The sequence below is a fragment of the Nitrospira sp. CMX1 genome (genome assembly GCF_054902215.1).
Window position 1 is genome coordinate 28,691 of sequence record NZ_JBUBKD010000040.1, and the last position, 20,812, is coordinate 49,502.

Sequence of the window (20,812 nt, forward strand, 5' to 3'; positions counted from 1 at the left end):
CATCCATTGGGTGAGTTGCAGTCTGGTTAACGCGGCGAAACTGTCTCAGCCCATAGTTGCGGAAAGACCTGTGGATCCCGATAGTCAGGCAGACCGTCTTTCTGCTTACACGCTAAATCATCGTTGTAGATCTTCCAAGGCTCGCCCTTTGCATTGAAAAACAATCGAAATCGATTGGCCTCATCTTGCATGTGAATGGCATAGGCGACACGCGGCTGGTCACTCCGGTTTGGTCCGCTGCAATGGATCGTACGACAGTGATGAAAGCAGACCTCCCCCCGACGCAATGTCATGGGGACTTTGACTACCGGAGCCTCGGAGGATAGGCGTTCTTCCAACTCGCTGAGATCACGGCAATTGAACGTGCGCATGTCGGCCGTACCAGGCCAATGATGGCTTCGGTCAACATACAGCACGGGTCCCATCTCTTCGGTGCAATCCTGAAATGGAATCCATACCGTCAGCATGTTATCGGATGAACATGTCCCCCAATAAGAACGATCGGTATGCCACCCAACGACAGACTCATTCCCATCCAAGTTGCCAGGCTTATAGACCAACGAGTCGGCAAAATAGCGGATGGCATGGGTGCCGGCCAGTCGTGCGGCTATCGCGCCAAGTAGCGGATACATGATCAACTCACGCAACTGTTGGTTCTGCAGTGCAACCACTTCCGCATTCCGTACGGTGTTGGGATCCCCCGGCTTCCAATCCGAGAAACCACTGTTGGGTGGAAGTATCCAATCACGCTCTCCGTCAAAATGCCGTGAGACCCCGATGAAGGCGGCGTCCAGCACGGCGTCCGGTAGGATTTGAGGCGATCGATACCACCCGTGTTCACGGTAGAACGCCACATCGTCCCTCGAAGGAAGCAACGCTTCCTGTTCTTGTGTCAAGATCATGATGGCACCAACTATAAAGAACGCTACAGACCAGCCAGATAGATCGGCGTAGACGCGATGGAGGAAGACCTGCAGGTTTGCTCAGAGCACCGGACTACTGAGATGTGAATAGGCGTCAAGGCTATGAAGGACTGTCACCCCAGCGCCCACAATGGACCGTTCCCCTACCGTGATCAACTCTCGCAGAACGGCATTGCTGCCAACAAACGAACGCTGGTGAACCTTAGCTGCACCGTTCACAATGGCCGCCGTCGCGATGTGGCAATGGTCTTCGATGACGGCGTCGTGCTCGATCAGCGCTCTCGTATTAATGATGCAATTTCGTCCAACAGAGGCCCCGGCATTGACAAGCGCATAGTGCATGACAATAGTCCCCTCCGCAAGCATGGCTTGGCGTGAAACATGAGCCAAAGGAGAGATGATGATGGGGAGAACCATACCAAGCTGCTTGAGGTGATCAAACAGCCGAATGCGCGGTTCGGGAGACTTAATCTGTCCAATCGTGATCAGGAAGTTTTGGCAGGATTTTGCCAGCTCACAAAGATCTTCTTCCCGACCAAGTAGCGGGTAGTCTGTTACCATCAGGTCTTTAGATTGTTTTTCGTCGACGATGCCGCGAATCGTAAAACGGCCATCCATCTCGATGACATCGATGCAGGAGCGACAATGTCCACCGCCGCCGATCAGAATCAAATCCTCTTTGTGTTTCATGGGATCTTCTGAGGCAGGATACGTGGTATCCAGTCTGTTATCGAATGGGCCGCTCCGAATGAGCACCCTTAAATTTGCCTTCCCAGGATGGATCGTCCGGTTGCAAGATCCCCTCTCGCTTGAGGACTTTCCAGGGCGTCATCACAATGATCTTACAATCCAGCCAGAGCGAGCGATGATCAACATACCATAGGTCGAGAAGAAACCGTTGCTGCCAGTCGGCGGTATTTCTTCCATTCACCTGGGCCCAGCCTGTCAGGCCGGGAGGAACGAGGTGGCGACGGTGCTGCTCAGGGCTATACCGTGCGAGGTATTCCATGAGGAGGGGCCGCGGGCCGACGAGACTCATCTCACCTTTCAACACGTTGAAGAATTCAGGAAGTTCATCCAGGCTGGTGCTGCGCATCAGCTTGCCGAATCGTGTGAGTCGATCGGTATCGGGCAAGAGCCGTCCATCGGATCCGCGGGCATTGGTCATCGTACGGAATTTATACAAAATAAAGGGTTGACCGTGAAGCCCGGGACGCGTCTGTGTGAATACCAACGGCCAACCATGGGCGACCCACGTCACCAGTGCGACGATCCCGACGAGAGGAAGGAGGAACGGAAGAAGACTACAGGTCACAATCACGTCGAAAGCACGCTTCCCAGGGAAGAGCTGCGCGATCGTCGTTTTGGAAGAATCGGTGGTATGAGTCATAACCTGATCAATCCTCGCATTGCATCATGCATGTCGTGCCCGTGAAAGGCCGGGGCCATCTAGAATCTGCCATGGCTCAGTGCCTCAGGTTCCTTCTGGCTAGAGATCTGGTCATTGGCTTCATCCGACAGGGGCCGATCGGAGCTCACGTTCACCACCCCCTCCTCTGCCAACCAACTGACATATTTGCGGTAAATCGTCTCGTGCATGGCGGCACTCGAAAAATCGCGCAGTACCCATGCGCGGGCGGCCGACCCATGCCGTCGGCGCAGTGCGGGATCATCTACGTAACGCAGGAGGCCCGCGGCGAGTGCTTGCGGATCATAAGCCGATACAAGCGTGCCTGTTATCCCATCCTGGACAGCGTCCAGACAGCCGGTTACGCGCGTTGCGACGATGGGCAAGGCCATGGCCGCAGCTTCCAACAGTACGATTGGAAATCCTTCTCGGTGAGTGGGTAATACCAGAATGTCCATCGCGCTGTAGAGCGGGGGCGTATCCCAATTTTCTCCCACGAGATGTACACGCGGATCGTCGCGCAGCCGCTCAAGCACCCCTGGCGGAGGCGGATCGCCTGGCTCATCTGGTCCAATCAGCAGCAGGTGCAGGTCCGAATGCTCCTTCTTCAACATTTGCCACGCAGCACCTAATTCGACAAGTCCCTTCGCACGGGCCAGGCGACCAACGAATCCAACCACAGTGGCATCAGACGGAATACCATACCGTTGCCGAACGTCGTCCCGTATGAAGGCGTGCTGCCGATCAGGATTGAACTCGGTCTCAGCATCAATGCCGTTACAGCTCCCTTGCAAAAGGACATGAATTTTCTCTGCCGGAGACAGTTGCAGGTCGACGGCCATAGATCGGACCGACCGACTGACACAGAGAACCTGCGAAGCCATCCGACAGGAGACCGTCTCCGTGGCCATGAGGATCCGTCGTGTGAGGCCGGTTGCCGTGATAAACGGAAGACCATGCATGTGATAGATCCGCACAGGAACGCGAGCGAATCGCGCTGCGATCATCCCCAACAAACCGCCTTTCGGTGTGTGCGCATGAACGATGTGCGGACGAAGGTTGCGAAACAACTTCCAGAGTTGGAAAAGCACTGCCAGATCACGGAACGGAGTGATGCGTCGAGCCATGGACACCGCATGAACGGTAACCGCCTCGTCTGTGGCAAACTGTGTCAAGGGCGCTCCAGGAGATGAGACGGCATGGCTTTCGAAACCCTTGGTTCTCATATAGGCTGCCTGTCCAGCCACAAAGCGGAGGGACAGCGGAACAGTGGTCACGTGAATCAATATGATAGGAACGTTAGCCATCAGTGTTTCAGCCTGTTGGGTGAACGGCGGTGAAGAGAGTCGTTTCGAAGCGCTGCACGTGGCTGACTATCGCCCATTGACAGAACAGCGGTTGTGTTCCATCCAGGCCTGAAACATCAACACGTCCCAGAGGAGAAACTCCCATCGGCCGGCACCTCGTTGATGTTCATCCCATTTCATCCTGACTTGCGATGGGTCGAGGAAGCCGTCGTCTTTTAGGCGTTTCTCGTCAAGCAGATTCTCGGCCCACTCCCGAAGCGGGCCGCGTAACCACATATGCACAGGCACCCCAAACCCCACCTTGGGGCGTTCGGTCATGGCTGGGGGAACGTATTTTCTGAGCAGGTTTCGTAAGAGCCGCTTTCCCGTTCCCTGCCGAACATTCCACGCCAATGGAATCTGCCAGGAAAACTCCACCAACCGATGATCAAGGAGTGGGACCCGTGCTTCCAAACCGATCGCCATGCTGGCTCTGTCAACCTTCACCAAAATGCCATCTGGAAGATAGGACTGACTATCGATATACATCATGCGTCGCTCAAATTCAGCGACCGGGAGATGCCGACGGAAATCAGTCACTGCGGTCAAGGGCTCCTGAGCGCCTGGAACAACTTCGGCCGGCTGTTTCCAATGAGACACCATTTCCAGATACAGAGATTCCGGGGCACCTGCGTTGAGCACGCGCGCGATGCAATGAAGCTTTTCTCCCGGATTGCGCTGCCAGGTACTGTTCGATAGCAGGTGGTCGATCGGTGCGATCAATCGATTCCATCGTTGCGGTGAAACGGCTTGAATGCCATCGGCGAAGAGGGTTCGTATCGGGGCGGGCATGCGACGGATCTTCCGCCATAACTCAGCCCCCACAACGTACCGGTCATAGCCGCCAAACAACTCATCGCCTCCGTCGCCGGTGAGCACTACCGTCACATCCTTGCGAGCCAATTGAGAGACGATAAACGTTGGAATCTGGGACATATCTGAAAAAGGCTCGTCATACATCTCCGGCAGACGTGGGATCACAGCCATGGCTTCTTGCGGAGTCACATATAACTCCGTGTGGTCGGTTCCAAGGTGCTGTGCCACGACCTTCGCGTACGTCGCCTCGTTGTATTGAGCCTCGTGGAAACCGATGGTAAAAGTCCGCACCGGACTGGCACTCTGATCTTGCATCAGTGAGACAATCAGTGAAGAATCAATCCCCCCGGACAAAAACGCACCCAGGGGGACGTCTGCCTCCATACGATGTTTGACGGCATCACGAAGGAGCGTATCAAGTTGTCCGACAGCATCCTCCTCAGTTCCGTGAAAGGGAGAGACCAACCCACGCTCAGCTGCCATATCGACAGACCAGTACTGCGTCACCGTGGGAATTCGATCAGCGTCCGCTGAAGAGATGCGTACAATAGTGCCAGGCAACACCTTGGACAGACCTTCATAGATGGAAAAGGGCGCCGGAATGTAGTTATGCCTCAGATAGAGTGCCAATGCATTCCGATTGAGGCCGCAGTCAAATTCAGGATGGGTGCGAAGCGCCTTCAGTTCAGACGCAAAGATCAACGTGCGACCAAGATACCCGTAATACAGTGGTTTTTCTCCCAGCCGATCGCGTACCAGATAGAGCTGTCGCTCTCGCCGATCCCACAGCCCGAACGCAAACATGCCGTTGAGGCGCCGTATGGCAGAGAGGATGCCAAATTCGGTCACGGCAGCGAGCAGAACCTCGGTATCTGAGTGCCCCCTGAACCGGTGCCCACATAACTCAAGTTCTCGGCGTAGTGCACGAAAGTTGTAAATCTCGCCATTGAACGACACCACATACCGACCGCAAGACGAATGCATGGGCTGGTGGCCGAGGGGTGACAAATCCAGAATAGATAGGCGGCGATGAGCTAAGACAATGCCGGCAGTTGGATCGGCCCATACTCCCGAATCGTCCGGTCCTCGATGGTGCAGGGCGGCGGCCATAGCTATAGCTGTGGCTGCCAACTCCTCTCCTGTACTCCGAGGCTTCGTCTCAAAACACCCAGCGATACCACACATGACGTATGCGTTACTCCATGCAATGCAGAAATCAGAGAGCGATGTCCAACGCCTTCATCACTCCAACCTTAGGCGACAGGTGAGATTGTCAGTTCATCAAACATCGTTTGGTAGCGCTCAACAATTGCGGGGAGGTTGAAATGACTCTGAACCCGTTGACGTGCCCGCAGCCCTGTCTGAAGCAGCTGCTCCCGACCAAGATCGAGCATACGTTCCCAGGCTTGTGCCAACGCCGGTGCATCGTGAGGAGGAACCACGATGCCGGTTGGCCCTACAATATGAGCCGAGTCACCGACATCCGTCACAACACAGGGAACCTCACAACTCATGGCTTCGCTGACCACATTGGCAAAGCTTTCACCGAAGCAGGATGACGACGTGGCTAAGTCGAACGAGGCCATCAGTTGTGGAACATCCTCACGCCGTCCGAGCAGGTGACAATTGGCACGAATCCCGGCCTCGTCAATCCAGGTACTGAGTTCTCGGTTGTCCCAGGTCACATCCTGGCCGCAAAGCACAAAATGGACGGAGGGTCTCATGGAGACGAGGAGTTTGGCTGCACGCACAAAATTCTTATGGTCTTTCTGCGGGTGGAAGCGTCCCACCAAACCGATTACAGGAGCCTCGCTGGGAATCGATAGGTTCTGTCGAATCAAGTCGCGTGCCGTAGGATCGGGTTTCAATGCTGTCAAGTCGACCCCATTGGGAATTACCAACATCTTGTCAGCCGTATAGCCGACGGCAACATGGGCCTGACGGGAGGCCTCCGAACAACAGACTATCCGTTCGGGGATCCAGCGGGACAATCGAGCACACAGCTTGACCGTGGGGACCGTAAGCGGACCATAACCTTGAGTGAACGGATCGCTATGCCTGACTCCCCACACGATCGGAATGTGCCCTGCCAGCCAAGCGGCCACGCCACCGAGTAGGTCTGCGTGGTACATCCAGGTCTGCATCACATGCGGGCGATTTCGACGGAGCCAGGATACGAGACGCCAGAGGGAAGCCAAATTGGGTATGCCAGGTTCCATTCCGAGTGATCGAACAGGAATTCCCAACTGCTGAATCTTCGCACCGACCGGTCCGAGTCGAAGCAGTGAAATGACCGAAGGCTGAAAGCGTTGCCGGTCTAAGTGTGAGAGCAACCGAAGGAGCATGAGCTCAGCCCCTCCAGCATAGAGGCCCGTCGTGAGAAACAGAATCCGTTTCGGGAGCATAGGTCCTTCCACTGTTACAGTACCGTACGTTGTTGAACTGAGAGGCTAGGCGGCCAGACTGAAAAAAATGCAAACTAGACCATTCGGTCGAGGCCAAGCCGGCCCATACCTTGCGACCTTCATGTTCAAGTTTGTTCACGTGCGGTCATGAAACCACACAGTGGGTACACCGAGAGCTGCGTCAGATATGAAAGAAGCCGTTGATCCTCAGGAATCGCAGAAGACACATCTACTTCAATAGATCACCCTAGCTGGTCACCCCTTATCCACACGGGCACTAAAATTGCTTTAGCTCCTTCATTGAAGGGTCCAAGAATGTGACTCACGGATTCCGATGATAAGATCGAAGATGTCATGGGGAGACATGCGGAACGCTGGAAGACCATGAAAGGGAACAAGATGCCATTCGTCATCCTCTTATTGGTGGCGTTGGGGCCATTCCCCAGTTGGGCATTTCTCACAGATGACGCTGTGCATCTGGAGCCACCCGCTCCATCCTTACCCACGGCTGGTTCAACAGCGACCGATCCGGTGTTTGGTTCCAAGATTCTTCGCGTGACGGACAAGCTTGACGGCAGTGAGTGTCAAATCTTCTACAGCAACATGCCTGCGCTCAATGTCAATAACACCAAAGTCGCGGCAATGTGTCGGCTCGGGTATATGCGGACCAAAGTCTGGGATTTTAATGCGGAGACGATGACTATCTCCAACGGGCGTCTCCAAAGCAATGAGCCAACAGGAGCCCAAGGATATTTCACACAATGGTCTCGTACCACCCCCAACAAATTTACGATTTGTGCGCAGACGAAACTCATCGAAGTGACGATTCCTGACGGGAGCTCGACCACGTGGACAAATACGACTCTGCACGATTTTTCCACGGATTTCCCTGGCGTAAGCTACGTGACGCAGCATTCGGTGTCGAGCGATGACGATGTGTTTGCCGTGATGTCCAATACCGGCGGATATGCAGTCTGGAAACGTAGCACCAATTCCATTCTCCTGAAAGTCACCAACGAAACTAATCTCAATGAGGTGGAGATTGATAAGAGCGGACACTATCTCGTGGCCCTCCAGAACGACACCACCTTGCATGTCTGGAATTTACAAGCCGGACCGACTGAAACGAAGGTCACCGTGCAACCGTTTAATCACCGAGCAATGGGGAATGGGATTGTCGGCAGTGGATGCGAGACCCGTCGACTGTGTGTGCGAAAACTGGCCACGCCGAACTCGGTGACCTCCCTCCTGCCGGCTGATTCGTGGTCCTACGCTACCCAGCAAGATCATTTTTCCATGCCTGGTGATAGTGACGCCTGGATGATTGCCAGCCGTTATTCCCTCACGGGAGGGCTTGCGCGTCACACGTTCGATAATGAGATTGTTCAGATTGCCATGGATGGGTCGAGTCAAGTGCGACGGATCGCTCATCATCACAGTGTCATCGCAAACAATAACTACGCTGCCCACCCGAAAGCGTCAGGAAACCACGACGGAAGCTTCATTGCGTTTACGAGTAATTGGGGACAGGTCGACGGACGCCGAGATCTTTATCTCGTTCGAGTCCAACCTATTACCGCGACAGATCTCATCCCACCAACGCCTCCCAAAACGCTAGGTGTTCGGTAAGCAAAGCGCAGGCGCATCACTCCAGCCAGTCCAACAGACGAACAAATACTGAGGAACACGATTCACCTAAAAAGCATAGGTGTGTCTACATACACCTACATCCCTAGACGAGTCAGGAAGACCTGACTGTCGCACAAAAAACAAAGAGAGTTTCTATAATTCAACACGTTAGCAGAATAGACGCACCCATCATCGCATAGGTACCAAAATTGCTTAGCATGCCATCAGAATCCGATGGCTTCCGATGATACTGTTGAATGCATCATCGATAGACTGATGAAAACTGTGGCTGCGGTTTAAGTTGTCCGACAGTTTTTCTCCAGCTCGTGAAACGACAATGTCTTGCGGCATTAATTCGGCAACCGTGCCAACTCCCCTGACATGTGAAATGAAAGGAGCCACGATGGTATTCCTGTATTTCTTGTGGTTGATATTGGTCCCCTCACCCAGTTTGGCGTTTCTGACCGACACCGCTGTCCATCCAGAGCCGACTGCCCCCTCCCTCCCCGGAGGGGGTGCGACAGCCACCGATCCGGTGTTTGGCTCCACCATCTTACGGGTGACGGACACCACGGACAGCAGCGGAGACTGCACGGGATTTTACTCGAACATGCCCTCACTGAACGTCAATAACACCAAAATCGCGGCCCAATGTCGGGTCGGGCCGATGCGGCTCAAGGTCTGGGATTTCAATGCAGCAACCATGACGCGCTCCAACGGACGTATCCAAAGCAATGAGCCCGCCGGAGCCCAAGGATATTTCACTCAATGGTCTCGAACCACCTCCAACAAATTTACGGTTTGCGCTCAACTTAACCTCGTTGAAGTGACCATTCCCACTGGGACCTCGACTGTCTGGACGAATAAGATCCTGCACAATTTCGCAGCCGATTTCCCCGGCGCGACCTACGTGACACAGCATTCGGTGTCGAACAATGATAATGTGTTTGCGGTGATATCCAATACCGGGGGGTATGCGGTCTGGAAACGCAGTACGAATTCGATTCTCCTGAAAGTCCCCAACTCCGCCAATCTCAATGAAGTAGAGATAGACAAGAGCGGACGCTATCTCGTGGTAACGCAGAGCGGGGTGACAGTTGTCTGGGATCTACAAGCCGGGCCGACTCCAACACAAATCTTACCGACGCTGTATTTCAATCATCGCGCAATGGGAAGTGGGAAAGTTGGGAGTTCATGCAATTACCGTCGGCTGTGCGTGCGGAATCTGGCGACGCCGAACACGGTGGCCTTCATTCTGCCAGAATTCTCATGGCCCTACTACACCCAGGACGATCATTTTTCAATGCCGGGCGGCAGTGACGCCTGGATGATTGCCAGCCGCTATTCTCTCTCGGGAGGGCCGGCGCTTCAACCATTTGATAATGAGATTGTTCAGATTGCCACGGATGGGTCGAATCGAGTACGAAGGATCGCCCATCACCGCAGTATCGTTTTGAACAACACCTACGCTGCCCAACCCAAGGCATCGGGGAGTCGCGATGGAAACCTCGTCACATTTACGAGTAATTGGGGCAATCCTGGCGGGCGCCGAGATCTTTATGTCGTTCGTGTCCAATAAATCCGGTACTGCCGCCGCATCAGCCACTCCCACAAACTTACGGGCTCAGTAAGTGAGCTGTGGCAGCGTGAATCGTTAAACAGCACATCATGAAAAGGCCAAGCGCCGTAGTACATTGAGATGGTCATGGTGAGAAATGTGCCAAGGTCTTTGGGAGATGCCCTCGCTCGAGGCGGGCAACCATGCCTTGTTGTGCGTGACCTGTCCGGCGATCCCGCATCGCCACGAGTGCGGCTACCAACGCCAGGAGGAGAAGGTTGTAGGCGTTATTTAACAATTGGTGCGTAAAGAAGCTAAACCATAAGACGACGCAGCTAAAGATGAAGACCACAGGTCGACTGTCCCCTTGTGCCCGCCAGAGCAAGGCCAGCAGAAGGAGCGGGATGAGCATTGCACCAACAACGCCATGATCGATCATATGCGCCAAGAACTGATTATGTGGCGGGATATCAAGTCCTGTATGCACCTCGCCTGTTCCTTCACCGAGAAATGGGTGTTCCCCTACTCGTTCCCACGCTTGCTGGGCAATGGCCTTCCGTCCCCAGCTGGACGCATCCTCGACACCGAGTGGATCCATGAGCCATGTCAGTCTTTCTCGAGTGTCTGGATTCAGCGATCCAGCCCCCTCCAGAGCGGTGAGAATCTGGTCGGTTTTTGGCAATAGGGCGACGCCGACAAGTAAGAGTGCGATGAGCCCGGTCCGAACCAACTGCGGCACGCCTATGAACCTTCCAAGCATGAGCCCTACGACGGCAATGAGCCACCCGATCAGTCCGGCCCGAGAATAGGTCGCAAACACACCAGTCCCCGCAACGAGAATGAAGACAGTGCGAAACCAAACGGGCAATGCCGTAATGCCAAGAATCATTCCGAGAACGAGTGCTTCCGCGGAGGTATTTGGATTCACATACAAGCCGGCAGAACGTCCCGATACGTTGCTGAACGACATGGGAACAAAGAGTTCATAAACATTAATCACCGTACCGACGTGCACCACGACGACAATCGCCCATTGTGCAAACCGGATTGCCTTCGCATCCATAAAAAGAGCGAGGAAGCAGAGCATTTCCACGATGGCGAGCATACGCCATCGCACTTCCTGCCAAGACATCTCCGACTGCGCACCCATGATAAACCAGATGATTGTTATCCAGGCATACCCAGCACACCATGCTACGACCGGAAGTTGGAGGATGTCAGATGTGATCACCTGCCTGACCAGCAGTGGCAAGGCCAGGATGATGAAGGCCAGAACCCAGTGCCATGGTATCCCAATATCGTGAGCCTGGTTCAAGTACTCGTGACCATTACTGTAAAAGACGGTGACCGCGATCACCGCAAGGATATTGCGATAAAAGGAGTTCATCGTGATACCACTCCGAGCTCTACGCAGGGCATGCCCACTATCTGATCAAAGCAGAACTGATTTAACGCCCGACGTCAATCAGCGAGGCATTCTCTCGACACACCGGCGATTTTCCTCACTACCATGCTCGACCAATCGAGACCCCGTAAGCAATGTATCCAGCACATGCTCGGTCTTGGTCACCAGGCTGTTGACAGAGAGGTGTTCGACGATTCGGTGCCTGATGCTGCCAGGTTGGTATTGGGGCTGATTCAGGAGCATCTCCATCGCCCTCATGAGGGTCTCCGGTTGTTTGGGCGGAACGACACCCCCTGTCTTGCCTACCAGCCAGGCCGAATCTCCCACATCTGTCACAACACAAGGAACGTCACAGGCCATTGCTTCGGCCACGGCGTTGGGCAAGCCTTCTCCGTAGGAACTGTTGACGGCTAAATCCAGTGCGCTGTACACGGCAGGCATATCATCCCTGGCACCGGCCCAGATTACGTGGTCACTCAGCCTACATTGATCCGCGAGTGCTCGCAGCTCAGCAGTGTAGTCCGGGGATCCATCTCCCACACACACGAAGCAAACATCGCTGCGTAGAGCAATGAGAGATTGCGCGGCCTTGAAGAACACAGGATGGTCTTTCATCGGATCTAGACGAGCGACCAGACCAATCAGCTTCATGTGGGCCTCAATTCCCCACTCCATTCGAATACGGGCACGCGCCGCCGGGTCGGGTTGATACCGCTCTGTATCGATCCCATTTCGGATGACGATCATTTTCTCGGCCGGATAGCCCATCGTTTGGTGATACCGGAGTCCAGCGTGGGAATTTGGGATGAGGGCATCGGCTGAGTGCGAGACCCACGAGCTGAAGACCGCTCCTATCCGAGAGACCCAATCGTAGCGATCGAGATCCATATACGCACATGAGATCGGCCAAACAGTCCGTAGCCCTGGAAGGAAGAACTTGGGGATCACTGTGACGACATTCGGGATGCCGTGAAAACCATATAAAATATCAGGATGTTCTTGCCGTACAATCTGAACCAGTCGCCACAGAAATCCGAAGACGTCCCATCGCCCAGTCTTGCCCAACGATCGGACACGGATCCCTGCCTGCTGCAACTCCACTTCCCAAGTCCCCCCTGCGTAGAAAACTCCGACGACAACTTCGTGCCCTCGCTGATGGAGGCCTTTCGCAAGGACAATTTGTTGCCTCTCCGCACCGCCATAGACCAGCCTGGAAATGAGGATAAAAATCTTCATGCTCGACCTGCAGTGGTGTCGTTCTCCAACTTGTCTTTCCTATATACGAAGTCGATCCTGTGATCCACGAGCGTTACTCCCCATACCCCAGCGCAAAGCGACCACCTCTGCTACGATCCGGCATTGTACACACAGCATCTTCCACCGCGGCCGGAGTCTTCGGCGAGATGAGCATGACGATGTTGCTGGTTTTGACTGAACTCAATCCGTCAACCACACTGTGAACACCCGCTGAGCACTCATTTGTTGGCTTCCCCCCAGGTGAAACCTACTAACTCGTTCCACATGGTCATGATCTTCTCCACACTGAACCGTCCGATGATTTCGGATGCTCGCGCTCCGAGACGGCGACGCTCATCGGAATCAGCCATGAGACGATCCATCGCCTTGGCTAAAGCAGCCACATCATCGGGCGGAACCAATACGCCGTCGACCCCATCACGGATGATCTCACGTGGGCCGCCGCCGGAACAGTCGGTACTTACGACTGGAAGCCGACAGGCCATCGCTTCTAACAACGCATTCGGGAAACCCTCGTATCGAGAAGGCAACACAAAGAGGTCTGCCCCTTTCAGAATTGTCATAGGCTCTTGAAATTGCCCGACTAACTTGACTCGGTCTGCAATGCCAAGATCGACAGCACAGGTTTGTAGACTCGCACGCATTGGCCCTTCACCCAGGATGACGAGCGACCAATCAGCATGCTTCCTTGCACATCGGCCAAACGCTTCAATCAGAGCATCAAACCCTTTTTGTCTCACCAATCGTCCCATAGCGACGACCGTATGCATGGAACCGTTAGACTTTGCACCCTGCTCAAATCCATTGCTTAAAGGACTCACAGGGTTGGGAATAACGTAGGTGGCCTTTACTCCTGGGAGCCTCGAGGCCCACTCACGTATGGCATTTGATTGCACCACAACCGCATCGGCACGCCGATAAAGCAAAGACCGCAATCCATTCCAGGCCCAACCTATGGTATTCAGGTAAGGGTCATTGCGTTCCGAGACGATAATGGGGATGCGAAGGCCCCAGCTCGCCATGAGCGTGAGGACATTCGTCGTATCGAGAAAACTTATTACCACGTCAGGGTGAGCGTTACGTAATGCCCGACGAAGCCGTAGGATTCTTTCAACATTGTCTTTTACGGCTTGGCCGATATGTGTCGAGAAAGATAGGACATCTAACCCCACCCGCTTGACCTGAGGATGAAGCTTGTACCAATCGGTGGATTGGGAGCTTAAGGTGATGAGGGTAATGCGCTTTCCCTGTTCCGCCCAGTGGTTGGCCATAATCGACAAGACCCGCTCTGCCCCTCCTGCCCCAAAAGTCGAAATGACAAGCGTGATCCGCATCAGATGTGAGTCCACTAGGACGAATGAAGGGGGGACAGGCTGCTCTCTACGGACCGGAGTCGTCGAAACACCATGGCATACAGAAAGCACATCGAGACGGCATACATCAGACTGGTCGCCAGAGCAATTCCGGCGATACCGAGTGGTTGCATGAGCAAATAGTTCAGAATAATCGTAAGAACGAGGCTGATCGCCGACCCCCACATCAAGATCTGGTTGGCCTTGAGAGACGAGAGCAACCGAACGGCAAGAATGCCCAAGGCAAAGGGAACGATCTGCAACAGGGCGAGGGCTTGAACCCATGCCACTTGCCGAGTATCTGCATCCGTAAACGCACCGCGTTGAAACACAAGCTCAACAATGGGTTCCGAAAACCACACCAGTAGGACCGTCAGCGGAATTGTGACCGCTGCAACCAATCGCGCGTAGGTCAGCAAGGTGTGCCGGATCTCTTTCCAGCGCTCCGCCGCGACCATCTCTGAAAAGTATGGAAGCACAGCCGTGCTCGCCGCCAATGAGCCTACGCCCAGCAACAGCATGGGAATCTTGGTCCCGTATGAGAGGATCGACACACTTCCCGATCCCAACGAAGCTGCCATGATTTGCCCCACGACTTCTGTGCTACCGATCAAAGCCGCGCCGGCGAGCATCGGCGCATATTGATTCCCCACCGTCTTCAACGCAGGGGTCACACCGGACCATCGCGGGAGAAGCCGTAGCCCCTCTCGAGCGACCCCCCACCCAAGGATGGCGGCGTGGCACACCGTGCCGGCCACCACACCAACCGCAAGCGTATAGATCTCTATTGCCCCATTGGGTGCCAGGAGGACAAGAATGGTGATCGTCGCCATAACAGCGGGGGCGATAGCCGCAAGGGCAAAGCGTTCATGCGCATTGAGTATCGCTCCCCAAGTGGTGGCTAGTCCGCTGAAAAGCAAACAGGGCAAGAGGGCATTATAGAGAGAGCCGGTCAGGGCTAGTTTTTCTTGAGAAAATCCCACTGCTACCGTCCGGATCAAAAAGGGGCCTGTGGCAAATAATGCCACGGACGTTGCGGAGAGGAGCAACAGACTGCCCAAGAGCACACTTCCATAGAGATCAGTCGCGGCGGTCACCCCCTCTTGTTTCCGAACCTGGATATAGGTCGGAATGAGCGCGGCATTCAGAGATCCGCCGACGAGATTGATGGCAAATGATGGAATCAGGAATGCCATCAGAAAGGCATCAAGTTCATCTCCGGCACCAAATTGATAGGCTACGACCAAATCTTTCCCGGCAGAGACAATTTTCGCGAGAACCGTCATGCCGCCGACGGTCATCAAGGCACGAAAGATTCGGCGATTTACAGACTGCGATTTCCAGAGATCCCACCATTGCATACCGGCTTGCAGCACGTGGTGCATAGAGCGTAATCCGGCACTCGAACTAAAGATAGTTGGTCGTATGGCCATACAAAGACAGCTGAGCCTGACGGATGTGTTGTCGCACGACACCAACTACTATCCGACAAGAGACCATGGAGCTGACTGGCGCGAGCCACGTCGTTGCAGGTGTTTTGAATCGAGTTCTGCGTGGTCAAGAGTCGAGAGGTGGGGCCTAGGACAGACTATCTATGCACAGGTCAAGGCCAGCTCCTGAGAGGCGCATCCAGGAGTCATCATCTGATGACACACTCAACACCGATCTTCCTCATCACCGACCAATCGTTCAGAATCCTACCAGCGTTGAGCGGGTGCTCCTCATGGCGCAGCCCCCGCTGGCGCTCCATGCTTTATCGCCTTCTCACCCTCATCACCGTAGTACGGGTTATACGGTACTCGGACTTTCTGTAGAACGATCCCGAGTATTTTCCCCCCCCCAATTGTCAGACGCTCGATCGCCGATTGACAGGCTTCTCGGGTTGTCTGGCCGACACTGGCAACCAGAAGCACGCCATCAACCTGAGAAGCGAGGATCACTGGGTCAGTCACGGAAAGTACAGGAGGAGCATCCAGGATGACATGATATCCGTCCTCTCGACATCGGTTCAGCAAAACCTTCATCTGTTTAGAGTGGAGCAGCTCCGACGGATTGGAGGGGCGCTCGCCTCGAGGAATCACCGACAGGTTGGCGAGGTCGGTCCGATACATGATCTGTTCCAGCGTGGCTCGTCCGGCAAGAAAATTTGCGAGCCCCTTCGTGTCAATCCCTTCACGTTGGATTCCATGGACGTACCTGTGATCATGATTCCGAAAATCCGCATTGATCAGGACCACTCGTGTATGTTCCAACTGAGCCAGTGCAATCGCGAGGTTGACTGACAGCGTCGTTTTTCCCTCCCCCTCCCCCGCACTCGTTATGAGCACGCAAGACGGCAGCTCCTTGGGACTGGAGAGCAAGATGCTGGTCCGGATAATGCGAACGTGTTCGGCCGCAACTCCAACGGATTCGCTGGCGAGGCGATAGGCACTCGCTCCTGTTTTGATTTTTGGCAAAAGAGGCATCACGCCGAGCAAGGAGATCTTGGGCAGATACCGGCCTAAGTCATCGGGTCCCCTCAGGGTCCGATCGCGAGCCTCCAAGAAAATGGCCAGGCCGACCCCTGTCATGAGCCCAGCCAGAAGCCCTAAAATCGTATTTAACTGCTTCTTGGGCTTCACAGGAATGAAACTGGGCACCGCCGGGTCGGCGAGATACACTGTGGCGGTTCGCAATCCGGCGGAGAGATTGGCTTCTTTCGTCTGTTTCAGGAAAATATCGTAGAGGTGCTGCGTGCTTTCGGCTTCTCTCTCGAGAATCCCATAGTCAACCTCATACTGCTCGAGCTTAATTTTCTCTTGTCTATGCCGACTCGCGGCTTCCCGAATGACACGGACCCGTCCCTGTGCCGCGTCATAGTCGTGTCTCACTGAGTCGAAGATTTTCTGTATTTCTTGCCGAATCCGCTCACGAAGATCCTGCATCTCCGCCTTTGCCTGAATCAGCTTGGGGTGAAGCGGACCATACTTTTCTGCCAACTCAGCAACCTGGCCTGAAGCTCTCACATCCTGTGATCGTAACGTTTGAATCAACGTCGAACTCAGGACTTCAGTCGAGGCATCCAGGCCGGACCAATCGATCTCAAGCACTCCATTCTGGTCCGTTCGGTTACGCAAAACCGATTTAATTTGCTCCACACGAGACTGAGCCTCGGCGAGCTTCATTTCCGTCCTGACAAGCTCCGAATTCAATTCGGTGTTTGAATGAGCTCGCACCGTCTCCCGTTCACGCCCTCCCATCAGCCCGTGCTTCACCCGAAACAGATACAGCGCCTGTTGAGAGGCTTCGGCCTTCTTGCGTAGTTCGTCGAGATGGGTGGTATACCACTGTGCAGCTTGTTCCTTCGATAACGCGTTCAACTCCTGGGTCCGTTCGATGTAGGTCGAAGCCAGCGTATTTGCAATGCGGGCGGCAAATTCGGGATCTTCGGATGTGGCGATCACATGCGCCAGTCTTGCGCCTCGAATAGGCACGATCTCGACCGTTTCTCCAAACCGTTTCAGCAATCGCCCATCAACGCCCTCTGCCGCGTGTTCGTCGGTTCCCTCTTCCCGTGCCACACCATTCGTCTTGAGGGCAGGCATCAGGTTTCCGACCAGCGACGACAGGATAGACGGTTTGAGCATGTACTCCGGCTGCTCGGACAGATGTAGGAGTTGCGCCGTCCGGTGAAAAACATAATGGCTTTTCATCAGCTCAAACTGAGTCTGAAAGTATTCCGGGGAAAGATCACTCTGACGGTAGTCTCGGTCGTTTCCCAATCCACTCGGCCCTACTTGCTCAACAACCACGGTGGCTTTTGCCTGGTACCTCGGTGTCTGCATAAAGGACCAGACCGCCGCGCTTCCTGCAAATCCCACTGCAATGGCGAGGATCAGCCATAGTCGCTGGCGACAGGCTCCGAGATAATCAACATGGACGGGCTCGGCACCATCGTCTTGGACCATTTGAAACGGAAGCACACCCTCATCGCGATTCATGCAAGAGCTCCCAATTCATGAAGTAACGAAAGAACGCGGCTTGTTCATCAAACCGACGGCTCCCTTTGCGCAGCAACAACCCACATCCAGCTTGTTTGGCAACCTGACACCCCAAAGAGCTGAGAGCGAAACCGGCATGACCTGCCATGAGGACTGAACGGATCGGAGCCAAGAATTTTGTCAGACGCTCTTCTTGTCACTCTCGCCCACCTCAATGGAGATTGACACTGGCAATTATACCGATCCCGACCATGAACGCTGTCGGTTAAAAGAGGGTCTGTGCCGACAGCATCACGGTGCTTGCTTGATAGGTAAACTGAGCTTGATTCGAGTGCCGATCCTCAAAAATATACTGCGCACCGAGCCCTAGCCATTGCACAGCACGATAATTCACGCCAACCGCGACATTCTTCAAATCCTCGCTCCTATCGGATCCGTTTGTTGTGCTGCCAGAAACGCCTTGAAACTTGTCCTGCTCATACCCCAGGTTGAGTTGGAATGTCGTGCGGTCGGTCAATTCATGCCGAGCGGTCAGGTTCACGCCGGTCGCCGTATAGAACAGTGAACCGCTTGCGACCGTTTGTTGGATCGACCTGTACACCTGCAGCGTGATCCCCAAGAGAGGTGTCGCCTGCCAGTTGAGCCTTCCCATGACATAGATATTGGAGTAGGTATCTTTGTCTCTGAAAAACTGATTCAACGGGGGAGGCTGGGCTACCTGCGCTCGAGTAAATTGTACGTGCTGATATCCGACAAGAATGTCTCCGGAGGTCTTCCCGCTGACATTCCACGTCGCGCCTCCACTGAAGGTATAGATGACATTATCCAGATTCCTATTCTGATCATAAATCGATTGCTGCGCGCCAACCGTGGTCCGCAGCGATAAGCTATCTGTGATGTTACGAGAGAACATCAGGTCAGCTCTATTGGTCAACCGATCTCGAATGGGGCCTTGGTTATTATTCAGGTACTTCCAGCGAAGTGTTTGCACATACAATCCCACGCTGGACTGGGCTCCAACGTACTCGGTTTGACCCGTGAAACCATCGGCCGTCCATTTGTTTACCCCCAGGCGTTGCGTGTTCACATTATCCACGGCGGAGCCTCTGGGATCATGCCCCAGCTTGTGTTCACCGTGGAGATCGATGTTGAGGCCGCCGGGAAAATTGAACTTGAAGGCCCCAGTGGCAGTCTGATCTTGCACATCGTTCGATGAGGTGCGCGAATAGTATTGAAGATTCGTACGATAATCCAAGAGAACCGAATGAAATCCTGCGAACGGCAATCTGGCTTGAATGCCTGGTGAAAGGGTGGTCAGAAAATCGCTGGTCTTGTTGCTGTTGGTCCTGAACACATTATCAGTGTACATTTGAGCCACACCCATGTGGGGATGCAACCGGAGCGGTCCTACCATAATCCCATCGCCGGGAATGGTGTTGGACAAACTTCCCGGATAGATGGGGTAGTAACCGGTCTTAGGCCACTGCGGCGTTAAGTATAGAGAGCCCAGGACCGCAGGATTGGCAAACGGCGAGACAAACATCGACCCTGATGCACCGAAGATGGACCCTCCGCTTACTGAAGATACACTTGACACCGTGGATGGTTGGGCCAACGCCATTTCTACTGCCCCCAAATTTGTGAGCAGGCTTATGACACATGCAATGATCCTGGCAGAATGAATCAGAAAGGCCCACGGAGACCTCACCGCTTGAACCCACATAGGAAGAGGCCCATGGCCCTTATCTCGGTGGCCCCTTCATCATCGAACCGACTCCCACAATCTCTCAAGTTGTTGCTCATCAGTACGCCTCACTTGCCACCGATACGGAACTGGTGAGCGGATCTCGTGGTTGCGAGAGATCTTACGAACCGGACGGCCGGCACTAAGCCCGGAGAACCCAATCGACTTTTGATTTCGAGATCGACAAGAACTACACATCAAAGCCATCCATCGAATGCGTGGCAAGGCCGATGGGCTCTGGATCATCAGGATTCTGCGCAGGGGTTACTTCGTCTGCTCCGATGCGAATGAGTGCCGCCTGCTGAATAAAGGACGCGCGGATCACCACCCCATGATGCTTTGTCTGACTGATAAATTGTCCGCGAAGGCCGGCAAGCGGACCACGGACCACTTCTACCCATGCGCCCTCAACAAAATAGTCGCAGGGATCGATGGGCCGATCAGATGCGCAGACCTGCCGAAACACAGCGATCTCTTCCTCTCGAATAGGTTCCGGTTTCAAGGCTCCAACGATACGCACGACACCTGAAGTCTTGCGCACAGCGAGGCTCTGCTCCAACGCAAACCGAGCGAAGCAATACCCGCGGAACAGAGGCTCTGCTGTCCATACCGTCCGGTCGGACCATTGACGACGCTGTTTGCATAGCGGAAGAAAGGGCTCAATCCCACACGCTACCAACCGGTCTCGAACTTGCTTCTCATGATGAAAATACGTCTGAAGGGCATACCATCGAGAAGCCGTCTCTAGTAACCGCTCCTCCTGTTGCCCCGCATCGTGCTGTTCATGACTGGCAGCGCGCATAGCTTCGCCCCGTTTGTCCCAATCTCGTTTTCGGATTCAACATAGAGGCCCCTACGGACCTAAATACTTGGTGATCCATGCAAGCACAGCGCATGGATCGCTACGTATACTAGGTCATTTGATGCCTAGTCAAGAACATTAGTTATTTCTCATTCAGTAATGAATGAATCATATCGCACAAATATGA

At 54.2% G+C, this 20,812-nt stretch carries 15 protein-coding genes; 2 read left to right on the forward strand and 13 right to left on the reverse strand.

Annotated elements, in window-relative coordinates; genetic code table 11:
- Positions 1–26 precede the first annotated feature (26 nt).
- From ACYX34_RS09865 to ACYX34_RS09890, 6 genes are all read right to left on the reverse strand, one after another.
- The gene (locus ACYX34_RS09865; RefSeq protein WP_462076387.1) at positions 27–902 is read right to left on the reverse strand and encodes a phytanoyl-CoA dioxygenase family protein; all 876 of its coding nucleotides are present in this window, start codon (positions 900–902) and stop codon (positions 27–29) included.
- An 81-nt stretch (positions 903–983) separates the two neighbouring features.
- A complete protein-coding gene (locus ACYX34_RS09870; RefSeq protein ID WP_462076388.1) occupies positions 984–1,613 on the reverse strand; it encodes an acetyltransferase in 630 nt (209 codons plus the stop codon).
- Between the two features lie 37 nt (positions 1,614–1,650).
- Positions 1,651–2,313: a sugar transferase gene (locus ACYX34_RS09875; protein ID WP_462076389.1), complete on the reverse strand. Its 663-nt coding sequence runs from the start codon at positions 2,311–2,313 to the stop codon at positions 1,651–1,653.
- A gap of 59 nt (positions 2,314–2,372) precedes the next feature.
- Positions 2,373–3,638 (reverse strand): glycosyltransferase family 4 protein, encoded by a 1,266-nt coding sequence (locus ACYX34_RS09880; RefSeq protein ID WP_462076390.1) that lies wholly within the window; start codon positions 3,636–3,638, stop codon positions 2,373–2,375.
- A gap of 66 nt (positions 3,639–3,704) precedes the next feature.
- Positions 3,705–5,678: an asparagine synthase (glutamine-hydrolyzing) gene (gene asnB / locus ACYX34_RS09885; RefSeq protein WP_462076391.1), complete on the reverse strand. Its 1,974-nt coding sequence runs from the start codon at positions 5,676–5,678 to the stop codon at positions 3,705–3,707.
- A 68-nt stretch (positions 5,679–5,746) separates the two neighbouring features.
- Complete coding sequence (locus tag ACYX34_RS09890; RefSeq protein WP_462076392.1) at positions 5,747–6,898, reverse strand: glycosyltransferase family 4 protein; 1,152 nt, start codon at positions 6,896–6,898, stop codon at positions 5,747–5,749.
- A gap of 354 nt (positions 6,899–7,252) precedes the next feature.
- Between ACYX34_RS09890 and ACYX34_RS09895 the strand changes: the two genes are divergently transcribed.
- Entirely contained in the window at positions 7,253–8,527 is a 1,275-nt protein-coding gene (locus ACYX34_RS09895) for a hypothetical protein (protein ID WP_462076393.1), read from the forward strand.
- Positions 8,528–8,930: 403 nt separating this feature from the next.
- Positions 8,931–10,106 (forward strand): hypothetical protein, encoded by a 1,176-nt coding sequence (locus ACYX34_RS09900; protein ID WP_462076394.1) that lies wholly within the window; start codon positions 8,931–8,933, stop codon positions 10,104–10,106.
- Between the two features lie 124 nt (positions 10,107–10,230).
- Here the strand turns inward: ACYX34_RS09900 and ACYX34_RS09905 are convergent, their stop codons facing one another.
- From ACYX34_RS09905 to nusG, 7 genes are all read right to left on the reverse strand, one after another.
- Positions 10,231–11,472, reverse strand: a complete 1,242-nt coding sequence (locus ACYX34_RS09905) for an O-antigen ligase family protein (RefSeq protein ID WP_462076395.1) — start codon at positions 11,470–11,472, stop codon at positions 10,231–10,233.
- 78 nt (positions 11,473–11,550) lie between these two features.
- A complete protein-coding gene (locus ACYX34_RS09910; RefSeq protein ID WP_462076396.1) occupies positions 11,551–12,726 on the reverse strand; it encodes a glycosyltransferase in 1,176 nt (391 codons plus the stop codon).
- Between the two features lie 239 nt (positions 12,727–12,965).
- Positions 12,966–14,081, reverse strand: coding sequence for a glycosyltransferase family 4 protein (locus ACYX34_RS09915; RefSeq protein WP_462076397.1), 1,116 nt, complete (start codon positions 14,079–14,081; stop codon positions 12,966–12,968).
- 14 nt (positions 14,082–14,095) lie between these two features.
- Positions 14,096–15,484, reverse strand: a complete 1,389-nt coding sequence (murJ, locus tag ACYX34_RS09920) for a murein biosynthesis integral membrane protein MurJ (RefSeq protein ID WP_462076398.1) — start codon at positions 15,482–15,484, stop codon at positions 14,096–14,098.
- Between the two features lie 336 nt (positions 15,485–15,820).
- A complete protein-coding gene (locus ACYX34_RS09925; RefSeq protein WP_462076399.1) occupies positions 15,821–18,079 on the reverse strand; it encodes a GumC family protein in 2,259 nt (752 codons plus the stop codon).
- Between the two features lie 265 nt (positions 18,080–18,344).
- Positions 18,345–19,676: an outer membrane beta-barrel protein gene (locus ACYX34_RS09930; RefSeq protein WP_462076400.1), complete on the reverse strand. Its 1,332-nt coding sequence runs from the start codon at positions 19,674–19,676 to the stop codon at positions 18,345–18,347.
- 337 nt (positions 19,677–20,013) lie between these two features.
- Positions 20,014–20,625: a transcription termination/antitermination protein NusG gene (gene nusG, locus ACYX34_RS09935; RefSeq protein ID WP_462076401.1), complete on the reverse strand. Its 612-nt coding sequence runs from the start codon at positions 20,623–20,625 to the stop codon at positions 20,014–20,016.
- Between the last annotated feature and the right edge of the window lie 187 nt (positions 20,626–20,812).

Coding starts and splice junctions, on each gene's coding strand:
- ACYX34_RS09865 (WP_462076387.1), bottom strand. CDS start 902: ATGATCTTGACACAAGAACAGGAAGCGTTGCTTCCTTCGAGGGACGAT.
- ACYX34_RS09870 (WP_462076388.1), bottom strand. CDS start 1,613: ATGAAACACAAAGAGGATTTGATTCTGATCGGCGGCGGTGGACATTGT.
- ACYX34_RS09875 (WP_462076389.1), bottom strand. CDS start 2,313: ATGACTCATACCACCGATTCTTCCAAAACGACGATCGCGCAGCTCTTC.
- ACYX34_RS09880 (WP_462076390.1), bottom strand. CDS start 3,638: ATGGCTAACGTTCCTATCATATTGATTCACGTGACCACTGTTCCGCTG.
- asnB (WP_462076391.1), bottom strand. CDS start 5,678: ATGTGTGGTATCGCTGGGTGTTTTGAGACGAAGCCTCGGAGTACAGGA.
- ACYX34_RS09890 (WP_462076392.1), bottom strand. CDS start 6,898: ATGCTCCCGAAACGGATTCTGTTTCTCACGACGGGCCTCTATGCTGGA.
- ACYX34_RS09895 (WP_462076393.1), top strand. CDS start 7,253: ATGGGGAGACATGCGGAACGCTGGAAGACCATGAAAGGGAACAAGATG.
- ACYX34_RS09900 (WP_462076394.1), top strand. CDS start 8,931: ATGGTATTCCTGTATTTCTTGTGGTTGATATTGGTCCCCTCACCCAGT.
- ACYX34_RS09905 (WP_462076395.1), bottom strand. CDS start 11,472: ATGAACTCCTTTTATCGCAATATCCTTGCGGTGATCGCGGTCACCGTC.
- ACYX34_RS09910 (WP_462076396.1), bottom strand. CDS start 12,726: ATGAAGATTTTTATCCTCATTTCCAGGCTGGTCTATGGCGGTGCGGAG.
- ACYX34_RS09915 (WP_462076397.1), bottom strand. CDS start 14,081: ATGCGGATCACGCTTGTCATTTCGACTTTTGGGGCAGGAGGGGCAGAG.
- murJ (WP_462076398.1), bottom strand. CDS start 15,484: ATGCACCACGTGCTGCAAGCCGGTATGCAATGGTGGGATCTCTGGAAA.
- ACYX34_RS09925 (WP_462076399.1), bottom strand. CDS start 18,079: ATGAATCGCGATGAGGGTGTGCTTCCGTTTCAAATGGTCCAAGACGAT.
- nusG (WP_462076401.1), bottom strand. CDS start 20,625: ATGCGCGCTGCCAGTCATGAACAGCACGATGCGGGGCAACAGGAGGAG.